This window comes from Vibrio crassostreae 9ZC13, assembly GCF_000272045.2.
Taxonomy (GTDB): domain Bacteria; phylum Pseudomonadota; class Gammaproteobacteria; order Enterobacterales; family Vibrionaceae; genus Vibrio; species Vibrio crassostreae_C.
The window spans coordinates 688,438-707,890 of record NZ_AJYZ02000041.1 but is presented as its reverse complement, the minus strand read 5'-3'; the positions used below and the strand labels follow the sequence as shown (position 1 = coordinate 707,890).

Here is a 19,453-nt window from a genome sequence, read left to right as displayed (position 1 = left end):
TGCGCCTGCCGCTATCTATTTTGTCGCGTATGTCATGATTACGGCTTTCTCCATTCCTGGTGCCGCTGTTGTAACCTTATTAGGGGCCGCGCTATTTGGCTTCTGGAACAGCTTGCTACTGGTATCTTTCGCAAGTGCGATCGGTGCGACCTTAGCTTTCTTAAGTAGCCGTTACCTGTTGCGTGACTGGATTCAAACCAAGTTTGGTGACAAATTGGCGACGATTAACAAGGGGGTTGAAAAAGACGGCGCATTTTACCTGTTTTCTCTGCGTCTGATTCCTGTATTCCCATTTTTCCTTATCAACCTATTGATGGGTCTAACACCGATGTCAGTGAGTCGTTACTACATTACGAGTCAAATCGGGATGTTACCGGGGACGGCGGTTTTCTTGAATGCTGGTACTCAGCTCGCAGAAATTGATTCACTTTCGGGCATCGTCTCCCCTTCAGTAGTATTGTCATTTGCGTTATTGGGTATATTCCCAATAGTGGCTAAATGGTTGATGGGTAAGTTTCGCTCAGCACCCGTAGCTGAATAACGTATATAGCTGAATAATTTATAATAGCTAAATAACACAGATAGCCGAATAAGGTTCTATTTCAATGAAAATCTTCAGTGCATCGAATCCGACAGAAGCTCATATCATCTGTGGATTATTAGAAAGCGAGAATATTGCCTGTGAAGTCCGTGGTGAGGGGTTGTTCGGATTAAAGGGGGAAATCCCATTCACTGAAGAAACTGACCCTTACGTATGGTTATATGAGCCAGAATTGGCCAGTAAAGCTCGCATGCTCGTCAATGACTACCAAAAGCAGCAAGATTCGATCATCTATGAAGAGTGGCGTTGTGGTGAGTGTCATGAAGTCAACGAAGCGCAATTCGGCTCTTGCTGGCAGTGCGGTGCTGCCTCACCTGAATAGCAGGGTTTCAGTGACCTGATAGAACGATTCGGTCAGATACCTCCTCCAATTAAAAACGGGAAGCTAAAGTTAGCTTCCCGTTTTTATTTCAATTCGATTAACTCATCATCTTTGATTTCACGCCTAGAAAATCACTGAATTTGTTTTTGAATAAACGCAATCGAACGCTGATTAAACTCTTCAGGGTTTTCCACGTTACACACGTGTCCACAATTCGGGATTTCTACTAGCTCACTCGATTCATGCGCTGCAACCATTTCTTTTACAGGCTTAATAAACATGTAGTCACGTTCACCCATCAAATAAAGAGTCGGTATTGGTAGCTCTCTATCTTTAAAATATTTCATCAAGGGGTTTACATCAGCCGTTAAGATAAACCAGCGTTTAAATTCTTTCTGGCACAGTTTTTTGGCTTCGCGGATAAAAAGGTGACGAGACTCTTTTTGGCTTTTTTGTGGCATCACAACATAAGCAAAAAGGCTGTATAACCACATGTAAGGAATGATGTGCTTGCTGAGGTTACCCAACTTGATTAACACTTGAGAGCGAGTGTTTAGCTTGGTGACAGCGCCACCCAGTACCATTGAACGTACACGGCCAGCCGCCAGTTCGGCAACGTTACGCACAATAATCGTGCCCAAAGACATGCCAACGAAATGTGCAGAACGGATCTTAAGATGGTCTAACACTTTAAGAATATCAAGCGTCACCGATTTGAACGTATAACGATTCGAAATCAGCCCTTTAAGTATATTGTCTGATTTACCGTGCCCTCTCAGATCAATGAGAAGTAAGTTGAAATGCTGTTTATACGCTTTGATCTGCTTGAACCAGATGGAGGAACTGCCTCCTGCGCCATGCACAAATACAACCCACTCATCGCTCGTAGGGTGAGTAAATGTTTTATGAAATAGTAAACTCTCAGACATACCTATCGCTTTAATTATTGGAATGGAGCTATGCCTCATCACGAGGCGATGACTAAGGATACCACGCTATTAAGAACTTTAAGTGATAATAGTGTCAAACCTATCATTAGTCATGTGAATACCTACCTCACCTTTTCTACCTGACTAAAATGAGTTTGCAAGCTTTGTCTTCGTAAACGTGATGTGCTCTGACCAGGAAACCAAAAGGCACTCTACAATTAGAGCGCCTTCATTTAGTACGAGCGGCAGTTGCTCGCCAGCTAACTTTAAAGCTAAGTCAACAAGTTAAAATGCTGAATGATACATAGCTAGGTATTCTTTAGCCGCATCTTCCCAACTAAAATCTTGCTGCATCGCATAAAGCTGAACACGCTTAATTTCAGATGGGTTTTGTGCGTAAAGCAGTAATGAACGATGTAACACAGCCAATAACGCTTGCGGTGTTGGCTCTTCAAAAGCAAACCCAGTCGCGACTTCAGGATCTTCATCGTAATCATTCACGCTGTCTTTTAAACCTCCCACAGAACGAACAATCGGCAAAGTACCGTAAGCCATGCTGTAGATTTGGTTTAAGCCACACGGTTCAAATTCCGAAGGCATCAAGAAGAAATCAGAGCCTGCTTCAACCAAGTGCGCAAGTTCATTATTGTACGCTTCTACGAACGAGAACTTATCTGAGTGAAGCGCTGATAGCTCTTTCAATTGACTCGCCAAAACCGGATCGCCAGTACCGACAATCACGATCTGAAGATCATTTTTCAAAAACTGTTCGATGATAGGCAGTAAGTAATGAACACCTTTTTGATTCGTCAAGCGACAAACCATGCCATAAACCGCGCAATCGGCAACGGGTAAACCTACATCTTGTTGCAGTTTTTGCTTACAAGCTGATTTTCCGCGAGCCATGCTGTGCTTGGTCGCTTTGAATTTACGAGGAAGGAAAGCATCAGTTTCCGGATTCCAAGCCCCATAATCACACCCATTCAAAATGCCGAACAGATCAGCAGATCTGTGTTGGAATTCTGCAGCCATACCGTGGCTACCTAATTCCGTTTTCAACTCTTCTGCATAGGTAGGACTTACTGCGTTCACTTTATCCGCACACATCACTCCAGCTCTTAGCATAGTGACATGAGTGTCACTCACTGAAGCTTCAGGCGCATGGTAACGGTGCATCTCTGGCAGGAATTGAAGTTCATCGTAGGCGAACACACCTTTGAAAACCGCATTGTGAATCGAAATAACACTGCGCGTATTTTCAAAGAAATCGTGTTGTTGATAACGCGATTTAAGCAAGAAAGGAACGAAACCAGTATGCCAGTCATTTGCATGAATGATATCCGGTTGGAAACCAAGCTTAGGAAGCATATCAAGACAGGCTGCACTAAAGAACGAGAAGCGCTCTCCGTTATCAGCATAAGCTTGATTGTTTTCTGCGTACATTTCCGGGCGGTCGAAATACTTGGCACATTCAATACCAAAAACTGGAACGCCTTCTACGCTCAGTTTTTTAACTTGATAAGCCGTATGAGGCCAATGATCGAGTTCAGTCGATAAAATAACTTCTGCTGAATCAATGTTTGGAATGTTTCTATATGCGGGGATAGTCACTCGAACGTCCTGTTCGAGTGTTTGCAACGCTTTCGGCAGTGCCTTGGCTACATCAGCCAAGCCACCACTTTTAATCAAGCCTTCAACTTCAGACGCTACAAAAAGTACCGAGAGAGTCTTAGTAACCAACTCGTGCTCCTTTAGAAATCACTACGACACCATCGTCAGATACGTGGTAATGCTTTTTGTCTTCTGTCAGATTTACACCAATCTGTGTACCCGGTGCGATATCTGCGTCTTTATCAATGATAACGCGGCGCAAGATACAACCCTCACCCACTTTTACATCACCGAGTAAGATGCTTTCGCTAATATCACACGCTGATGCGATATTGCTGCGGAAGCCCAGTACACTCTTTTCAATACGCGAACCACGTACATAACTACCGCTACACACAAGGCTATCAATGATCTGAATTCGACCATTTGCCGAATCAGTAAACGTAGCTGGTGGTAGTGGCGGGTAATAAGTGTGTAGAGGCCATTTACGGTTGTATAGCGAGAATGGCGCATCTTTCTTAAGAAGGTCCATGTGCGCTTGCCAGTACGCGTCAATCGTACCTACATCGCGCCAGTAAACTTCTTCTTTCTCACCAGTGATACGGTTGGTGCTGAAATCATAAACAAACACATCACCACGTGGGAACATGTTTGGAATAATGTCTTTGCCGAAATCGTGTGTCGAACCTTCTCTATCAGCATCTTCCGTTAGTTCGGCAAAAAGCTCTTTCGCTTCGAACACGTAGTTGCCCATTGAAACGAGCGCTGATTCTGGATCGCCCGGGATCGACTTCGGATTTGCAGGTTTCTCTTCAAAGCCAATCATACGGCCGTCAGCATCAACCTCAATAACACCGAATTCTGATGCTTCAGCAAGCGGCATGCGCAATGCTGATACTGTTAGAGCCGCTTTCTTCTCTTTATGGAAATCAAGCATCTGTTTGATGTCCATCTTATAGATATGGTCTGAACCAAAAATACATACTTGATCAGGTTCTTCCAACTCCATAAAGCCCATGTTTTGGTAGATAGCATCTGCTGTGCCTTCATACCAACGCTTTCCTTTACGCATTTGCGCAGGAATTGGGTCGATAAAACGGTCTGTTATGCCACTGATATTCCAGCCTTTTTTCATATGGTGGAACAGTGACTGTGACTTAAATTGTGTTAATACGTAGATCTTCATTAGATCAGCATTAACGAAGTTGTTCAAAGCGAAATCAATTAAGCGGTAACTACCACCGAAAGGAACCGAGGGTTTGCTGCGAGATTCAGTTAAAGGTCTTAAGCGAGAGCCTTCACCACCAGCAAGAATCATTCCCAATACACCAGCCATTTTATTCTCCATATATCTATAGCTTGTCGATGTTAGTACTCGTAGAGGTATCTTCCTCTGGGGGATGAGCACCAACACTTATTTCGGTATTTAGCGAATATCCATTCACATACAGTGACAATATCCTAAGCCAAACGTTGTTATGTGTGCACTATTCTTTGCACTTGGTTTTATATACGTTATCGACTTTTCGGCCGAATTCAATTTTTAATACGCCATTCTGTGGTACGTAAGCTGATTGCTTTCCCAAGACTTAAAGCGGCTCACATTACACCGTCCAGACGAAACATTACATTAACACCCGACACACATCAGGTATACAACTAAACGCTGATCTGTGAGTTACAATATTTTAATTAAGTTACATTCTCGTTAAAGTTGCATAAGAAAATCTGATTAATTGGCATTATTTATTTTGCGATGTGAATTTAATAAATTCTCGCAGACGAAACACCAGGTCAACAAGTTGCATATTTAGTCATATTGAGATCAAAAAAAGCAGCCATTAGGCTGCTTTTTCATCAATAACGTTCAGTTATTTCTCTTTAGGCTTTTTACGCTTATCCGTAACTTCCCACTTACCGTCGATGTACAACGCAGTCCAACCGGACGGTTTTCCATCTACTTCAGTACGCACGTAGTTTTCTTTGGTCTTACGACTAAAACGAACCACTGTCGGCTTACCATCAGGGTCAGCAACTGGCGCTGATGCTAGGTATTGGAACTTAGGTGAGATACGGTCTTTAAAACGAACCAGCTCTTCCACTAATGGTGCACGTGTTTCACGTGATTTAGGGAAGTTGCTCGCAGCCATAAATAGACCAGAAGCACCATCACGAAGAACAAAGTACGCGTCTGAATTTTCACACGGAAGTTCAGGGAAATGCACCGGGTCTTCTTTTGGTGGCGCAACTTCGCCATTTTTCAGAATCTTACGAGTGTTCTTACAATCTTCACTCGTACAGTCCATGTATTTACCAAAACGACCGTTCTTCAGAACCATGTCAGAACCACACTTGTCACACTCAACAAGTGGACCATCGTAGCCTTTCACTTTAAATTCGCCGTGCTCAACCACATAACCTTCACAGTTCGGGTTGTTACCACATACGTGCATCTTACGCTTATCATCGATTAGATAGGCATCCATTGCCGTTTCACAAATAGGACAACGCTTTTTAGCTCGAAGTGCTGCTGTTTCAACGTCTTCTTCAAGCACGTTGATAATGCCTTCTTCATCACCAAGGTTGATTGTTGTCTTACAACGCTCTTTTGGTGGAAGTGCATAGCCAGAACAACCAAGGAATACGCCTGTCGAAGCAGTACGAATACCCATTTTACGGCTACAAGTCGGACACTCAATATCGGTTTCCACGATATGATTTGGCTTCATGCCACCAGCGTCTTCGTCTAAGTCTGCTTTTTCCAAATCGCCAGTAAAGTCTTCGAAGAAGTTATCTAGCACGCCTTTCCAGCTTGCTTCGCCTTCTGCGATTTGGTCCAACTTCTGCTCCATACGAGCAGTGAAGTCGTAGTTCATTAGGTCATTGAAGCTGCCATCTAGACGGTCAGTAACAATTTCACCCATCTTCTCAGCATAGAAACGACGCTGTTCAACTTTTACATAACCGCGATCTTGAATCGTTGAGATGATTGATGCGTATGTTGAAGGACGACCAATACCACGCTTCTCAAGCTCTTTAACTAGCGCCGCTTCAGTGAAACGAGCCGGTGGCTTAGTGAAGTGCTGTTTAGGGTCTAGCGCAATCAGATCAAGCTTATCGCCGATCTGTACTGCTGGAAGGATCGTATCTTCGTTCTTGCCCATTGGACGCTGAACACGAGTCCAACCATCAAATTTAAGGATACGACCTTTCGCTTTCAACGTGTACTCATCTGCTTTAACGCTTACTGTCGTTGAATCGTATTGAGCTGGCGTCATTTGACACGCTACGAATTGATTCCAAATTAGCGAGTAAAGCTTGTGTGCGTCTGCGTCTACGCCGTTTAGATCTTCCGACTTAACATCTACACTTGAAGGACGAATCGCTTCGTGGGCCTCTTGAGCGCCCTCTTTGCTGCCGTATACAAGTGCTTTAGGTGGAAGGTATTGCGCGCCGTACTCAGAACCAATGTATTCACGAGCGGCTTCTACAGCTTCTGAACTCAAGTTGGTTGAGTCAGTACGCATATAAGTGATGTAACCCGCTTCATACAGGCGTTGAGCCAGCATCATGGTTTTCTTTACGCCATAACCAAGACGGGTACTCGCCGCTTGTTGCAGTGTCGACGTGATGTAAGGTGCAGACGGCTTACTCTTTGTTGGGCGGTCTTCACGTTTACATACTTCGTATTGCGCTTTTTCTAAAACGCTAACAGCAGCTTGTGTTTGCGCTTCATTTTCAGGTTTAAACGCAACACCGTCTTTCTGTGCAACTTGCAGTCTAAAGTCGGTTTTCTCTGCTGTTTTAGTATCAGCATGCACATCCCAGAACTCTTCAGGGATAAAGGCGTTGATCTCGCGCTCACGCTCTACCAGTAGTTTTACCGCTACTGATTGAACACGGCCAGCGGACAGGCCTCGTGCTACTTTTTTCCAAAGCAGAGGTGACACCATAAAGCCAACAACACGGTCCATAAAACGTCGTGCTTGTTGTGCGTTTACGCCATCAATATTTAGCTCACCTGGCGTTTCGAAAGCTTGTTGAATAGCATTCTTGGTGATTTCGTTAAAAACCACTCGCTTGTATCGCGTTTCATCGCCGCCGATGATCTCACGAAGGTGCCATGCGATAGCTTCTCCTTCGCGGTCCAAATCGGTTGCGAGATAAACATGGTCTGCGTTCTCAGCCAGTTTTTGCAATTCAGCGACGACTTTCTCTTTACCAGGTAGGATTTGATAGTTCGCTTCCCACTCTTTATACGGGTTGATACCCATCTTTTTGATAAGAGCTTTGCGATCTTTTTCTTTTTTGATACGAGCTTTGTCTTCTGGGCTCATACCCTTGGTTGAAACTGCAGCAGCCTTTTGACCAGTACTTTGACCTGCCGTTGGTAAATCACGTACGTGACCTACACTCGACTTAACGACAAAGTCTTTGCCAAGATATTTATTGATAGTTTTAGCCTTGGCTGGCGACTCCACTATAACGAGCGATTTACCCATATTGACTCTAACGTCCTTAATCACGATGCTTCAGCACCAACAATTTAGCTTGTGGGCTTTTACGCATGATATTCTAAATTCATTGCTTCTTTTTTTACTATTGTGCGAGATTACTAGAAGATCAACCGCTTTTTTCAAAATTGGATCTGATCGCTCGACAATTCGACGACTCATAGATAAAAGGGTCACAATATAAAGAAGCTATAAAGTACTCACTAAGAATACTTGCAAGAGCCTATTCATCAGGCATTACGTCTAAACGGGCTCATACTAAGCTTGTCCGCGAATCTAACGCGAGCCCCATTCAATTATTTTTGCCGTAAATCACAAAATAAATTGTGGATGTTTGAAAAGACTCTCTTAATCGGTTGTGAAATCATTGAATTTCTAGTTCGACACCATAAACTCAACGTTATATTCAGTTATCAGAGATAAACTCATGACAAAGAAAGTAATAGCAGAATTTGATTTACTGCTTATCGCAAACCAAATTATCCAATCACATGATGACTACATTGAAGGCATGCGCGCAAACAGCGTAGTAGAAAAAGACGATGTACTCGTCTTCAAAGGTGAATACTTCTTAGACAGCAATGGAATGCCGACAGAGAATACAACCGCGGTATTTAACATGTTTAAATACTTAGCGCACCACCTTTCGAAAGAATTTACAATTCAGCAATAATTAAAAAGCTTGCCACTTAGGCAAGCTTTTTTGTTCCTAAACCTTTACATACTAAGCATTTTTATAGACTTAGCATTTTCAGCTTGTCGAAATAATCAGGGAATGTCTTTGACGTACAACCTGGATCATTAATCGTCACAGGCGTATCGCTCAAAGCAACCAGCGAGAAACACATCGCCATACGGTGATCATCGTAAGTATCAATCGCCGCATGAGTCAGTTCAGCCACAGGGTTAACAATGATGTAATCTTCACCCTCTTCCACTTCAGCGCCGACTTTACGTAGCTCTGTTGCCATTGCAGCCAAGCGGTCTGTCTCTTTCACACGCCAGTTGTAGACATTACGGATTGCCGTTGTGCCTTTTGCAAACAATGCGGTTGTCGCAATAGTCATCGCAGCATCTGGGATATGGTTATAGTCCATATCAATGCCTTTCAGCTCGCCACAACGAGAGATAACGTAGTCGTCACCCCATTCGATTTCCGCACCCATTTTCTCAAGCGCATCAGCGAATTGGATATCACCTTGGATACTGTTTTTACCAATACCAGTGACCTTAATCTCACCACCTTTGATAGCAGCGGCTGCAAGGAAATATGACGCAGATGATGCATCACCTTCAACCAAGAAATCACCCGGTGCCGAGTAAGATTGCCCGGTAGGAATCACAAACTCTTGGTAATCATTATTGATCACGTCCACACCAAATTGCTTCATGATGTGCAGCGTAATATCGATGTAAGGTTTAGAAACCAATTCACCGTCAATTTTAATGGTCACTTCACCTTCAGCTAAGGGCGCAGCCATCAAAAATGCCGTCAAGAATTGACTAGAGATAGAACCGTCGATAGAAACTGTACCGCTCTTCAGACCTGTACCTGTGATCTTCAATGGTGGGTAGTTTTCGTTCTCTAAGTATTCAACATCGGCACCGGCTTCTCGCAGTGCTGTTACCAAGTGGCCAATTGGGCGCTCTTTCATACGAGGCTCACCAGTAAGAACGTATTCACCGCGACCTAAACATAGTGCAGCCGCCAACGGACGCATCGCCGTACCCGCATTACCTAAGAAAAGCTCTAGGGCTTTGTCACTTGAAAATGCACCACCAACACCTGTCACTTCACAAACGGTTTTGTCTGCAGACAACTGATAATCAACACCTAACTGAGTTAATGCATTCAACATATGACGAATATCATCACTGTCTAGCAAGTTTGTTAGGCGAGTGGTTCCCGTAGAAAGTGCAGCCAAAAGAAGTGCACGGTTGGAAACGCTTTTTGAACCAGGTAGGTTAACTTCCCCGTTCACTTTTTGAATTGGTTGTAACGTAAGGCTTTCCATTAAATCTTATAGTCCTTGTACCACCCGAAGTCACTGGCGCGTATTTATTTTCGGGTGATGAATAATTCTTCGTACTTGCAGACTAACGAACTTTTCCAACGAACTCCAGAGCTAATCCAGCCCAAACCGGTGATTAATTAGCCAATCAATCGTATTTATATACTAGTACACGAGATCAACTCGAACACCATCTGAAAAATAGAGAATTCGTACATCATCGCCTCGGTTGAACAGCATCGAGTTATCGACATCTTGGATAATGTTGACCAACTTGTCGTCTTTGGTTTTGACCAATAACTCGACCAGTTTGTACTCTACTTTATATTGTGTGTTACCTCGGTTACGAGCAATACCCGCACCTGCTACTGCACCTACAGCTGTCGCCACTTCTTTACCAGTGCCGCCGCCAAACTGGTTACCAATCAAGCCACCAATCGCCGCACCTAACAAGGTTTCCCAACCATTCGCTTTCGACTCAACGATCTCTTGCTGAGTGATGTATCTGACCGTATCAATCTCACCATAAACCACCTCGTTTACTGGTCGAGCTTGGTTTCTGTTGTAAGCTGCATTTGCCAACATGGGCAAAACAAGTAAAATCCAAAGCAACTTCTTCATGGTAAAACTCCTAAAGACCTCTTGGTCAGTGATTAATCTGTAATGCGGTACTTATGACTATATACCTAACCGAACTTGATACTACTAGTATAGAGTTTCCTTCGCCTTTCGACGCGCTTGATGACCCCAACGGTCTGCTCGCCTTCGGTGGTGATTTATCACCAATGCGAATTTTAAACGCTTATAGCCAAGGTATATTTCCATGGTATGGCCCAGGTGAGCCTATACTTTGGTGGAGCCCTGCACCGCGAGCGGTATTTAATCCTAAGACATTCGAACCGTCAAAAAGTCTTAAAAAGTTTCAAAGAAAGCACAATTACCGAGTCAGCATCAACCAAGCGACGGACAGAGTAATTGGTTATTGCTCTTCACTAAGACCCGAAGAAGAAACCTGGCTAAACAGCGACATGCAGTCAGCCTACCGCAAACTCGCTTCATTAGGTTTCTGCCACTCGGTTGAGGTTTGGCAAGATGATGAACTGATCGGTGGACTTTACGGCTTACAAAGAGGCCAAGTCTTTTGCGGTGAATCGATGTTCAGCCTAAAGACCAATGCCTCTAAAATTGCGCTGTGGTACTTTTGTAAACACTTTACCCGATTCGGCGGACAACTGATTGATTGCCAAGTCATGAACCCTCACTTGGAATCCTTGGGCGCTATCGAGGTTGATAGGGATGAATTCCTAGGCTCTCTGCAATTACTCAAAGAGTTCTCCGTTGACGATGCATGCTTTAAAACCCAATGGCTGAAGGAAATGCCTTAATGAATCCAGATTTACAACAAATCAGAATTGGATTAACAGACAATCACGCTTGCAGCTACTTACCTCACTTCGAAGAGAGAGTGGCGGTCACGCTTGACGAACACATGCACACCTCAGATAACTATGAAGTTCTGCTTGCGAATGGATTTCGCCGCAGTGGTTCAACCATTTATAAGCCACATTGCGATAATTGCTCAGCATGCCAAGCGATTCGGCTTTCAATTCCTGAGGTTAAGCTTTCCAAAAGCCAACGACGGATCCTTAACAAAGGAAAATCACTACGTTGGGAACTGAAAGATGAGATGGATGACAACTGGTTTGACTTATACAGTCGCTATATCACCGCTCGTCACCGTTCGGGAACCATGTACCCACCCAAGAAAGAAGAGTTTCTACAATTCTCTAAAAATGAGTGGCTTACTACAAAGTTCATGCACATCTATGATGAGAACAAGTTGGTTGGTATCGCCGTAACCGACATCATGGCTCACTGTACGAGCGCGTTTTATACCTTCTTCGCTCCTGATATAGACATTTCGATGGGAACACTTGGCGTTCTATTTCAGATCCAACATGCCCAGAAAGAACAAAAACAATGGTTATATTTGGGTTATCAAATCGATGAATGCCCTGCGATGAACTATAAAGTACGATTTCAACGTCATCAAAGGCTAGTAAATCAGCGGTGGCAAGGGTAGAATACGCGACAACTTTACATATTTTGATTTTAACGGCACAATCAAGCCGTTGAAAACCGCCAAATTTCGAAAGAGGATTAGATGGCTAAAGAAGACGTAATCGAGATGCAAGGCACTGTCCTTGATACTCTACCAAACACAATGTTCCGTGTTGAGCTTGAAAACGGTCACGTAGTGACAGCACACATCTCTGGTAAAATGCGTAAGAACTACATCCGTATTCTTACTGGTGATAAAGTAACTGTTGAGATGACTCCATACGACCTTTCTAAAGGCCGCATCGTCTTCCGTGCTCGTTAATTTTTAATTAGCGAATACAATAAGAAGCGGAGCTTAAGGCTCCGTTTTTTATTGCCTGAGCTTTTTACTACACAAGCACATCAATCTCGCATCTCGCAAGCATAAAAAAACGCACAACCTAAGTCATGCGTTTTATATTTAAGCCTTTGATTTATCAATCACTTCGTTAGTGCATGACCTCTTCTTTAGCACCAACATAGATGAAATCCAATTCATCTTTTTTCAGGGATACTTTAACCGTACCGCCATCAACCAAGCTACCGAACAGTAACTCGTTAGCAAGTGGTTTCTTAAGCTTCTCTTGAATAACACGTCCCATTGGACGAGCACCCATGGTCTTGTCATAGCCTTTATCAGCTAACCAGTGACGAGCATCCTCAGAAACCTCTAAAGACACGCCACGAGCGTCCAGTTGAACCTGAAGCTCGACAATGAACTTATCAACTACTTGGCTAATCACACTTGGGTCAAGGCTGTTGAACCAAATGATATTATCAAGACGGTTACGGAACTCAGGAGTAAATACCTTCTTGATTTCGCCCATCGCATCTGGCGCATGATCTTGTTGGATCAGGCCGATCGATTTCTTCTCGGTTTCAGCCACACCTGCGTTGGTCGTCATCACTAGAATCACATTGCGGAAGTCCGCTTTGCGACCATTGTTGTCAGTTAGCGTGCCGTTATCCATTACCTGCAGTAGCAAGTTAAAGATATCTGGGTGAGCTTTCTCGATTTCATCCAGTAACACAACAGAGTGCGGGTTCTTGATTACGGCATCCGTTAGCAAACCACCTTGGTCGTAACCAACATAACCAGGAGGCGCACCAATCAAGCGGCTCACTGAGTGTCGCTCACCGTACTCAGACATATCAAAGCGCAGAAGCTCAATACCCATCAACTTAGACAGCTGAACAGTCACCTCTGTTTTACCGACACCAGTAGGACCAGCAAACAAGAATGAACCAACAGGTTTATTGTCTGCACCCAATCCAGCACGGGTCAGCTTAATCGCTTCACTCAATACATCGATTGCAGGGTCTTGTCCGAATACCAACATTTTCATGCGCTCATCCAGTTTCTGGAGTGTATCTTTGTCTGAAGACGATACTGACTTTTCAGGAATACGCGCCATTTTCGCAACCATTGACTCAATATCAGCCACGCTTACCGTTTTCTTACGACGGCTTGCAGGTGCCAAACGACTACGAGCGCCCGCTTCATCGATTACGTCAATGGCCTTATCAGGAAGGTGGCGTTCATTAATGTATTTAGCTGACAGTTCCACAGCGGCACGCAACGCTTTGTTGGTGTAGCGCACTTCGTGGTGAGCTTCGTATTTTGGCTTCAAGCCAATCAGGATCTTGGTCGTATCGTCTAGCGATGGTTCAATAATATCTATTTTCTGGAAGCGACGAGCTAAAGCACGCTCCTTCTCAAAAATACTGCTGTACTCTTGGTACGTTGTTGAACCGATGCAACGTAATTTGCCACTGCTTAGTAGTGGTTTAATTAAGTTTGCCGCATCAACCTGACCACCCGATGCAGCCCCGGCACCGATAATGGTGTGGATCTCATCGATGAACAGAATCGCGTCTTCTTCTTTCTCCAGTTGCTTAAGAATCGCTTTAAAACGTTTCTCAAAGTCACCACGATATTTGGTTCCGGCTAACAGTGAACCGATATCTAGAGAATAAATTACGCTGCTCTGAATGATTTCAGGCACTTGTCCTTCAACGATGCGCCATGCAAGACCTTCCGCGATGGCAGTTTTACCTACCCCCGCTTCACCCACTAACAGAGGGTTGTTCTTACGACGACGACACAGAACTTGGATAGTGCGTTCTAGTTCTTTGTCACGACCGATTAGTGGGTCAATATTGCCCTGCTTTGCGACTTCGTTAAGGTTAGTAGCAAAATTTTCTAAACGGTCTTCAGAGTTAGCTTCTTCAGCATTTTCTGCACCACCAAATGAATCGGATGATGAAGGACTGTCGCCTTCGTTGCTCGCTTTGGTAATACCGTGTGAGATGAAGTTAACAATATCTAAGCGACTAATGTCGTTTTTCTTAAGAAGATATGCCGCGTGAGATTCTTGCTCACTAAAAATAGCCACAAGTACGTTAGCACCTGTTACTTCGCTGCGACCTGAAGATTGAACATGAAAAACAGCGCGTTGAAGTACTCGTTGGAAGCTCAACGTAGGCTGAGTTTCGCGAGTTTCGTCGCTTTCAGGGATAAGTGGGGTCGTTTGATCGATAAAAATATCGAGCTCATTGCGAAGAGCATCGAGATCAGCCTGACAAGCTTGGAGCGCTTCCTTGGCCGCATCATTTTCTAATAATGCTAGTAGGAGGTGTTCGACAGTCATGAATTCATGTCGCTTGTCTCGCGCACGAGCAAATGCGCCATTTAAACTCGTCTCTAATTCTTTATTTAGCATAAGTACCTCCTAAGGGAACAACAGTGTTGTTCGAGCAATTTATACTTGCTCCATTGTACATAGTAGCGGATGCTCATTTTCCTTTGAGTACATCGTGACCTGCGCTACCTTTGTTTCCGCTATTTCAGCGCTGTATGTGCCGCATATAGCTTTACCTTCATAATGAACCTTGAGCATCACTTCCGTTGCTTTTTCGATATCTAGTGAGAAGAATCGCTCTAGGATCTCGATTACAAAGTCCATGGGCGTGTAGTCATCGTTATTCAACACAACGTTATACATCGCCGGTGGCTTTACTTTTGTTGCTTCTTTCTCCAGTAAATCTGAGCCTGGAGATGCCCATTCAAAGTTTCTGCTCATATCGCTTTGCTAAGGGTTATTTTTCGGAAGTCGTGAGTGTTTACCTAACTCAAATTTACCACATTCACGCTTTACCGTGTACTAAGAAACTGCACCTAGAAACAGTACCAAAAAATATTCCTCTATACTGAGCCTAATCCACCATTTCCATCGCTGCAAATAAAAGATCTCGATTAACAAGATTAACATATGTGATTGATTAAAAAGACGCCATAACTATTGATACTAACGATAATATTACCGCTAAGTTACTATTTGGTTAATAGTTTGCGGTTAATCTCGAATGTGATTTGTTATTAAAATTGATCAATTTTATACCAATTTACTATTGACTGTGCTCAATCATTAGCTACATTGGAGCTAAAAGGTTTTTTAATACACTTTTGCAACATGAATTAAAATCAGTAACACGCTTCAAAAATTAACAATAAGGAATAATTACGCAGGGTAGCGTTAATTTCCGTAAGCAATGTACGAGATTCAAGCTATTAGCTGAAATTCTTTAGCTGGTAGGAATGATATCAATCGCACTTACAACAATTGATATAACAACGTTAGTAACAAAATGCATGAGGGATGTATAGCATGGCTACAGGTACAGTAAAATGGTTTAACAATGCCAAAGGGTTTGGCTTTATTTGTCCAGAAGGTGAAGACGGCGATATTTTCGCGCATTACTCCACAATACAAATGGAAGGTTATCGAACCTTAAAGGCTGGTCAGCAGGTCGACTATGAAGTAGAAAGTGGACCTAAAGGCTCGCATGCTAGCTCCGTTGTTCCTGTAGAAGGCAGCGCCGCAAAATAGGCGAATGCAAACTCATGTTAACCTCCATCAGTCGTCATTAACGGCTGACAGGTAAACAGAATATTGAAACCGCTCATTTAATACCTGTAACACAGGATTACGTGAGCGGTTTTTTTCGTTTTGGGGGCTCTAAAGTTGCTCACTGGACAATGAGCTCGAAGAGCTACTCCCCTTAAGCTAGGTCTTAAGAAGTATTAGACAGAAAAAAGACGCTTTAACATTATCGTTAAAGCGTCTTTCGTTTTGACTTTATCTATAACTTAGCTATCAGCCTAAGCAACTCGTTAGCAAATCACGCTCATGAGTGACTAACGATGAGTCCAATCACTATGCATCAATAAACGCGTTTAGCGTTGAGCTTGGGCGCATTAGTGTTGAAACCAATGCATCGTCAAGTAGGTAGTAACCACCTAAGTCGCCAGCCACACCTTGAGCGTTGTTCATCTCTGCAACGATCGCTTCTTCACTTTCAGCCAGTTGACTTGCCACACCTGCAAACTCAGCAGCAAGATCAGCGTCAGCCGTTTGCTCAGCAAGCGCCTTAGCCCAGTATGCCGCTAGATAGTAGTGGCTACCACGGTTATCAAGCTCACCTACTCGACGTGAAGGAGACTTGTTGTTATCAAGGAACTCACCCGTCGCTTTATCAAGCGCATCAGCTAGAACTTGTGCTTTAGCGTTACCTGTTACTACGCTCAGGTGCTCTAGAGATGCCGCTAGTGCCAAGAATTCACCTAGAGAATCCCAACGCAGGTGGTTTTCTTTCTCTACTTGTTGAACATGTTTAGGAGCAGAGCCGCCAGCACCTGTTTCAAACAGACCACCACCGTTCATTAGTGGAACAATCGATAGCATCTTAGCTGATGTACCAAGCTCTAAAATCGGGAACAAGTCAGTTAGGTAATCACGTAATACGTTACCAGTAACCGAAATAGTATCTAGGCCTTCTTTGATACGAACCAGTGAGTATTGAGTCGCTTCAAGTGGAGCAAGGATCTTAATTTCAAGACCATCGGTATCGTATTCAGGAAGGTATGCTTCAACTTTCTTGATAAGCTGAGCATCATGTGCGCGTGACGCATCTAGCCAAAATACCGCTGGAACACCCGATGCACGAGCACGCGTTACCGCAAGCTTAACCCAGTCTTGGATTGGTGCATCTTTAACCTGACACATACGGAAGATATCGCCTTCCTCTACGTCTTGCTCAAGAAGCACAGCGCCTGTAGCGTCAACAACTTGAACCTGACCAGCAGCTTCAAGGATGAAAGTCTTATCATGAGAACCGTACTCTTCCGCTTTTTGAGCCATCAAGCCAACGTTTGGTACGCTACCCATCGTTGTTGGATCGAACGCGCCGTTCTCTTTACAGAAATCAATAACCGCTTGGTAAATGCTCGCGTAGCTACGATCTGGGATCATTGCTTTGGTATCTTTTTGCTTACCTTCTGGATCCCACATTTGACCAGAAGAACGCAGCATTGCAGGCATAGATGCATCCACAATGATATCGCTTGGTACGTGTAGGTTAGTAATGCCACGGTCCGAATCAACCATCGCTAGTGGTGGCTGAGTCTCGTATACCGCTTGCAGGTCAGCTTCGATTGCTTCTTTCTGCTCTTGAGGAAGCGCATCAATCTTCGCGTAGACATCACCGATGCCGTTATTTACATCAACGCCTAGCTCTTCAAACAGCTGACCGTGTTTAGCAAATACGTCTTTGTAGTAAACCTTAACCGCGTGACCAAAGATCACTGGGTCAGATACTTTCATCATCGTCGCTTTCAAGTGAAGAGAAAGCAGTACACCTTGCTCTTTAGCCGATGCGATTTCTTTTTCGAAGAATGCAACCAAAGCGGCCTTATTCATCACTGACGCATCAATGATCTCTTTATCTTGCAGTGCAAAAGCTGGCTTCAATGTTTTCTTCGCACCATCTTTGCCAACGAATTCAATGCTAACTTCTGTAGCACCTTCAATGGTTACTGACTTTTCGCTACCGAAGAAGTCTTTGTCGTCCATACTTGAAACGTGCGACTTAGAATCTGCAGACCAAGCACCCATTGAGTGTGGGTTCTTCTTCGCGTAGTTTTTAACAGAAAGTGGAGCGCGGCGATCCGAGTTACCTTCACGCAATACTGGATTTACTGCACTGCCTTTGATTTTGTCGTAAGTCGCTTTTACTGCTTTCTCTTCGTCAGTGTTTGCTTCTTCTGGGTAATTAGGAAGTGCGTAACCTTTTGACTGTAGCTCTTTGATTGTTGCTTGAAGCTGAGGTACAGATGCAGAGATGTTTGGAAGCTTGATAATGTTTGCTTCTGGTGTCTTAGCCAATTCACCTAGTTCTGCTAATGCATCACCAATACGTTGCTCTTCGTTCAAATAGTCAGGGAAGTTGGCAATAATACGCCCTGCAAGTGAAATGTCGCGAGTATCAACGTTAATACCAGAAGAAGCTGTAAAAGATTGAATGATAGGCAGCAGAGAGTATGTTGCTAGCGCCGGAGCTTCGTCTGTAATGGTATAGATGATCGTTGGTTTTTCAGTAGGCATGAAATTTCCCTATAGTTCTTACAAGCTCATTTAAAGTAGTGAGCGTGTTATAAATTGACCAGTAAGCCACTCTAAGAGTGAAAACTGCTTACTCGATAGTCGTACTCTATCTTATTTTTCATACAATCTTGATGACAGCATGAACCAAATCCGTGAGTGCGTTGTTATAATAAAACACGAAGGTATAATTAAACAAATCAGGCTTAAGAGTCCATCAACTTGTTCTATTTTGTGTCTTTTAGGCGCGCAAATGATAGCTCAATTCCGTTTCAGTGAAAACTTTTCAGCACACTTCGTTTACATTTTTGCAAGGTAGTTAACATGTCTACTCGCTCACGCAGCGCATCTCGTTCAGACAAACCGGCTCGTTCTGGTGCAACATTAAAACAAAGCGGTAATAGACAAAGCCGAAGCAGTGATAAGAATAACACTGGCAATTCGCACAACAAATCTCACTCAAGCAAGCACCGATATAAAGGCAAGCCTACCAATGCAAAACCTAAGGTTGCGCTCGAAGATCGCAAAGTAATTCTGTTCAACAAGCCTTTCGATACTCTAAGCCAATTTACAGATGGCGAAGGGAGAAAAACGCTAGCGGACTTTATTCCAGTGAAAGACGTTTATGCTGCAGGTCGCCTTGACCGCGACAGCGAAGGGTTAATGGTCTTGACCAACGATGGTATTTTTCAAGCTAAGCTAACTCAACCAAACTCAAAATCCCCAAAGACTTACTGGGTACAGGTTGAAGGCGCACCTTCTGAGGAAGATTTAGATAAATTGAGAAAAGGTGTCGAACTAAAAGACGGCATGACACTGCCCGCTCAGGTTGAGGTGATGTCTGAACCTGTTGTGTGGGATAGAACCCCTCCAGTACGCTTCAGAGCCGCGATACCGACAACATGGTTGGCTATTACAATCATT

17 protein-coding genes are annotated in these 19,453 nt (G+C 43.7%); 8 read left to right on the top strand and 9 right to left on the bottom strand.

Going from position 1 to position 19,453, the window contains the following annotated elements; translation table 11 throughout:
- Nucleotides 1-541 (top strand): TVP38/TMEM64 family protein (locus A136_RS17630; protein ID WP_017063506.1); only part of this gene is annotated, 541 nt, incomplete at its 5' end.
- A 64-nt stretch (nt 542-605) separates the two neighbouring features.
- A complete protein-coding gene (locus tag A136_RS17625; RefSeq protein WP_017062099.1) occupies nt 606-923 on the top strand; it encodes a DUF2007 domain-containing protein in 318 nt (105 codons plus the stop codon).
- Between the two features lie 131 nt (nt 924-1,054).
- Here A136_RS17625 and A136_RS17620 read toward each other — a convergent pair whose 3' ends face one another.
- The 4 genes from A136_RS17620 to topA form a co-directional block, all read right to left on the bottom strand.
- Nucleotides 1,055-1,852 carry an alpha/beta fold hydrolase gene (locus tag A136_RS17620; protein ID WP_017062100.1) on the bottom strand — a complete coding sequence of 266 codons (798 nt, stop codon included), beginning with the start codon at nt 1,850-1,852 and terminating at the stop codon, nt 1,055-1,057.
- Nucleotides 1,853-2,137: 285 nt separating this feature from the next.
- Nucleotides 2,138-3,592 (bottom strand): glycogen synthase GlgA, encoded by a 1,455-nt coding sequence (gene glgA / locus A136_RS17615; RefSeq protein ID WP_017063505.1) that lies wholly within the window; start codon nt 3,590-3,592, stop codon nt 2,138-2,140.
- The gene (gene glgC, locus A136_RS17610; protein WP_080582251.1) at nt 3,582-4,811 is read right to left on the bottom strand and encodes a glucose-1-phosphate adenylyltransferase; all 1,230 of its coding nucleotides are present in this window, start codon (nt 4,809-4,811) and stop codon (nt 3,582-3,584) included. The genes glgA and glgC overlap by 11 nt, the downstream gene beginning before the upstream one ends.
- Before the next feature lie 523 nt (nt 4,812-5,334).
- The gene (gene topA / locus A136_RS17605; protein ID WP_017062103.1) at nt 5,335-7,965 is read right to left on the bottom strand and encodes a type I DNA topoisomerase; all 2,631 of its coding nucleotides are present in this window, start codon (nt 7,963-7,965) and stop codon (nt 5,335-5,337) included.
- A 439-nt stretch (nt 7,966-8,404) separates the two neighbouring features.
- On the opposite strand from topA, the gene A136_RS17600 reads away from it, so the two are divergent.
- Nucleotides 8,405-8,650, top strand: a complete 246-nt coding sequence (locus A136_RS17600; protein ID WP_017062104.1) for a YciN family protein — start codon at nt 8,405-8,407, stop codon at nt 8,648-8,650.
- Nucleotides 8,651-8,711: 61 nt separating this feature from the next.
- On the opposite strand, the gene aroA is transcribed toward A136_RS17600, so the two are convergent.
- Together aroA and A136_RS17590 are read right to left on the bottom strand one after the other, a co-directional pair.
- Nucleotides 8,712-9,992 (bottom strand): 3-phosphoshikimate 1-carboxyvinyltransferase, encoded by a 1,281-nt coding sequence (gene aroA / locus A136_RS17595; RefSeq protein WP_017062105.1) that lies wholly within the window; start codon nt 9,990-9,992, stop codon nt 8,712-8,714.
- Between the two features lie 162 nt (nt 9,993-10,154).
- The gene (locus tag A136_RS17590) at nt 10,155-10,610 is read right to left on the bottom strand and encodes a glycine zipper 2TM domain-containing protein (protein WP_004736438.1); all 456 of its coding nucleotides are present in this window, start codon (nt 10,608-10,610) and stop codon (nt 10,155-10,157) included.
- A 53-nt stretch (nt 10,611-10,663) separates the two neighbouring features.
- Here A136_RS17590 and aat point away from each other — a divergent pair, with 53 nt between their 5' ends.
- From aat to infA, 3 genes are all read left to right on the top strand, one after another.
- Nucleotides 10,664-11,374 (top strand): leucyl/phenylalanyl-tRNA--protein transferase, encoded by a 711-nt coding sequence (gene aat / locus A136_RS17585; RefSeq protein WP_017063504.1) that lies wholly within the window; start codon nt 10,664-10,666, stop codon nt 11,372-11,374.
- Entirely contained in the window at nt 11,374-12,072 is a 699-nt protein-coding gene (locus A136_RS17580) for an arginyltransferase (protein WP_017062107.1), read from the top strand. Before aat ends, A136_RS17580 begins: the two co-directional genes overlap by 1 nt.
- Before the next feature lie 81 nt (nt 12,073-12,153).
- Nucleotides 12,154-12,372, top strand: a complete 219-nt coding sequence (infA, locus tag A136_RS17575; protein ID WP_001040192.1) for a translation initiation factor IF-1 — start codon at nt 12,154-12,156, stop codon at nt 12,370-12,372.
- Nucleotides 12,373-12,538: 166 nt separating this feature from the next.
- Here the strand turns inward: infA and clpA are convergent, their stop codons facing one another.
- Together clpA and clpS are read right to left on the bottom strand one after the other, a co-directional pair.
- Nucleotides 12,539-14,812, bottom strand: a complete 2,274-nt coding sequence (clpA, locus tag A136_RS17570) for an ATP-dependent Clp protease ATP-binding subunit ClpA (RefSeq protein WP_017062108.1) — start codon at nt 14,810-14,812, stop codon at nt 12,539-12,541.
- Between the two features lie 39 nt (nt 14,813-14,851).
- Nucleotides 14,852-15,172: an ATP-dependent Clp protease adapter ClpS gene (clpS, locus tag A136_RS17565; RefSeq protein WP_004737430.1), complete on the bottom strand. Its 321-nt coding sequence runs from the start codon at nt 15,170-15,172 to the stop codon at nt 14,852-14,854.
- A gap of 585 nt (nt 15,173-15,757) precedes the next feature.
- On the opposite strand from clpS, the gene cspD reads away from it, so the two are divergent.
- Nucleotides 15,758-15,979, top strand: coding sequence for a cold shock domain-containing protein CspD (gene cspD, locus A136_RS17560; RefSeq protein WP_004736548.1), 222 nt, complete (start codon nt 15,758-15,760; stop codon nt 15,977-15,979).
- A 327-nt stretch (nt 15,980-16,306) separates the two neighbouring features.
- Here the strand turns inward: cspD and A136_RS17555 are convergent, their stop codons facing one another.
- A complete protein-coding gene (locus A136_RS17555) occupies nt 16,307-18,532 on the bottom strand; it encodes an NADP-dependent isocitrate dehydrogenase (protein ID WP_017063503.1) in 2,226 nt (741 codons plus the stop codon).
- Between the two features lie 321 nt (nt 18,533-18,853).
- Here A136_RS17555 and A136_RS17550 point away from each other — a divergent pair.
- Nucleotides 18,854-19,453: pseudouridine synthase (locus A136_RS17550; RefSeq protein WP_017063502.1), on the top strand; the 600-nt coding region annotated here is incomplete at its 3' end.

Coding starts and splice junctions, on each gene's coding strand:
- A136_RS17625 (WP_017062099.1), top strand. CDS start 606: ATGAAAATCTTCAGTGCATCGAATCCGACAGAAGCTCATATCATCTGT.
- A136_RS17620 (WP_017062100.1), bottom strand. CDS start 1,852: ATGTCTGAGAGTTTACTATTTCATAAAACATTTACTCACCCTACGAGC.
- glgC (WP_080582251.1), bottom strand. CDS start 4,811: ATGGAGAATAAAATGGCTGGTGTATTGGGAATGATTCTTGCTGGTGGT.
- topA (WP_017062103.1), bottom strand. CDS start 7,965: ATGGGTAAATCGCTCGTTATAGTGGAGTCGCCAGCCAAGGCTAAAACT.
- A136_RS17600 (WP_017062104.1), top strand. CDS start 8,405: ATGACAAAGAAAGTAATAGCAGAATTTGATTTACTGCTTATCGCAAAC.
- aroA (WP_017062105.1), bottom strand. CDS start 9,992: ATGGAAAGCCTTACGTTACAACCAATTCAAAAAGTGAACGGGGAAGTT.
- A136_RS17590 (WP_004736438.1), bottom strand. CDS start 10,610: ATGAAGAAGTTGCTTTGGATTTTACTTGTTTTGCCCATGTTGGCAAAT.
- aat (WP_017063504.1), top strand. CDS start 10,664: ATGACTATATACCTAACCGAACTTGATACTACTAGTATAGAGTTTCCT.
- A136_RS17580 (WP_017062107.1), top strand. CDS start 11,374: ATGAATCCAGATTTACAACAAATCAGAATTGGATTAACAGACAATCAC.
- infA (WP_001040192.1), top strand. CDS start 12,154: ATGGCTAAAGAAGACGTAATCGAGATGCAAGGCACTGTCCTTGATACT.
- clpA (WP_017062108.1), bottom strand. CDS start 14,812: ATGCTAAATAAAGAATTAGAGACGAGTTTAAATGGCGCATTTGCTCGT.
- clpS (WP_004737430.1), bottom strand. CDS start 15,172: ATGAGCAGAAACTTTGAATGGGCATCTCCAGGCTCAGATTTACTGGAG.
- cspD (WP_004736548.1), top strand. CDS start 15,758: ATGGCTACAGGTACAGTAAAATGGTTTAACAATGCCAAAGGGTTTGGC.
- A136_RS17555 (WP_017063503.1), bottom strand. CDS start 18,532: ATGCCTACTGAAAAACCAACGATCATCTATACCATTACAGACGAAGCT.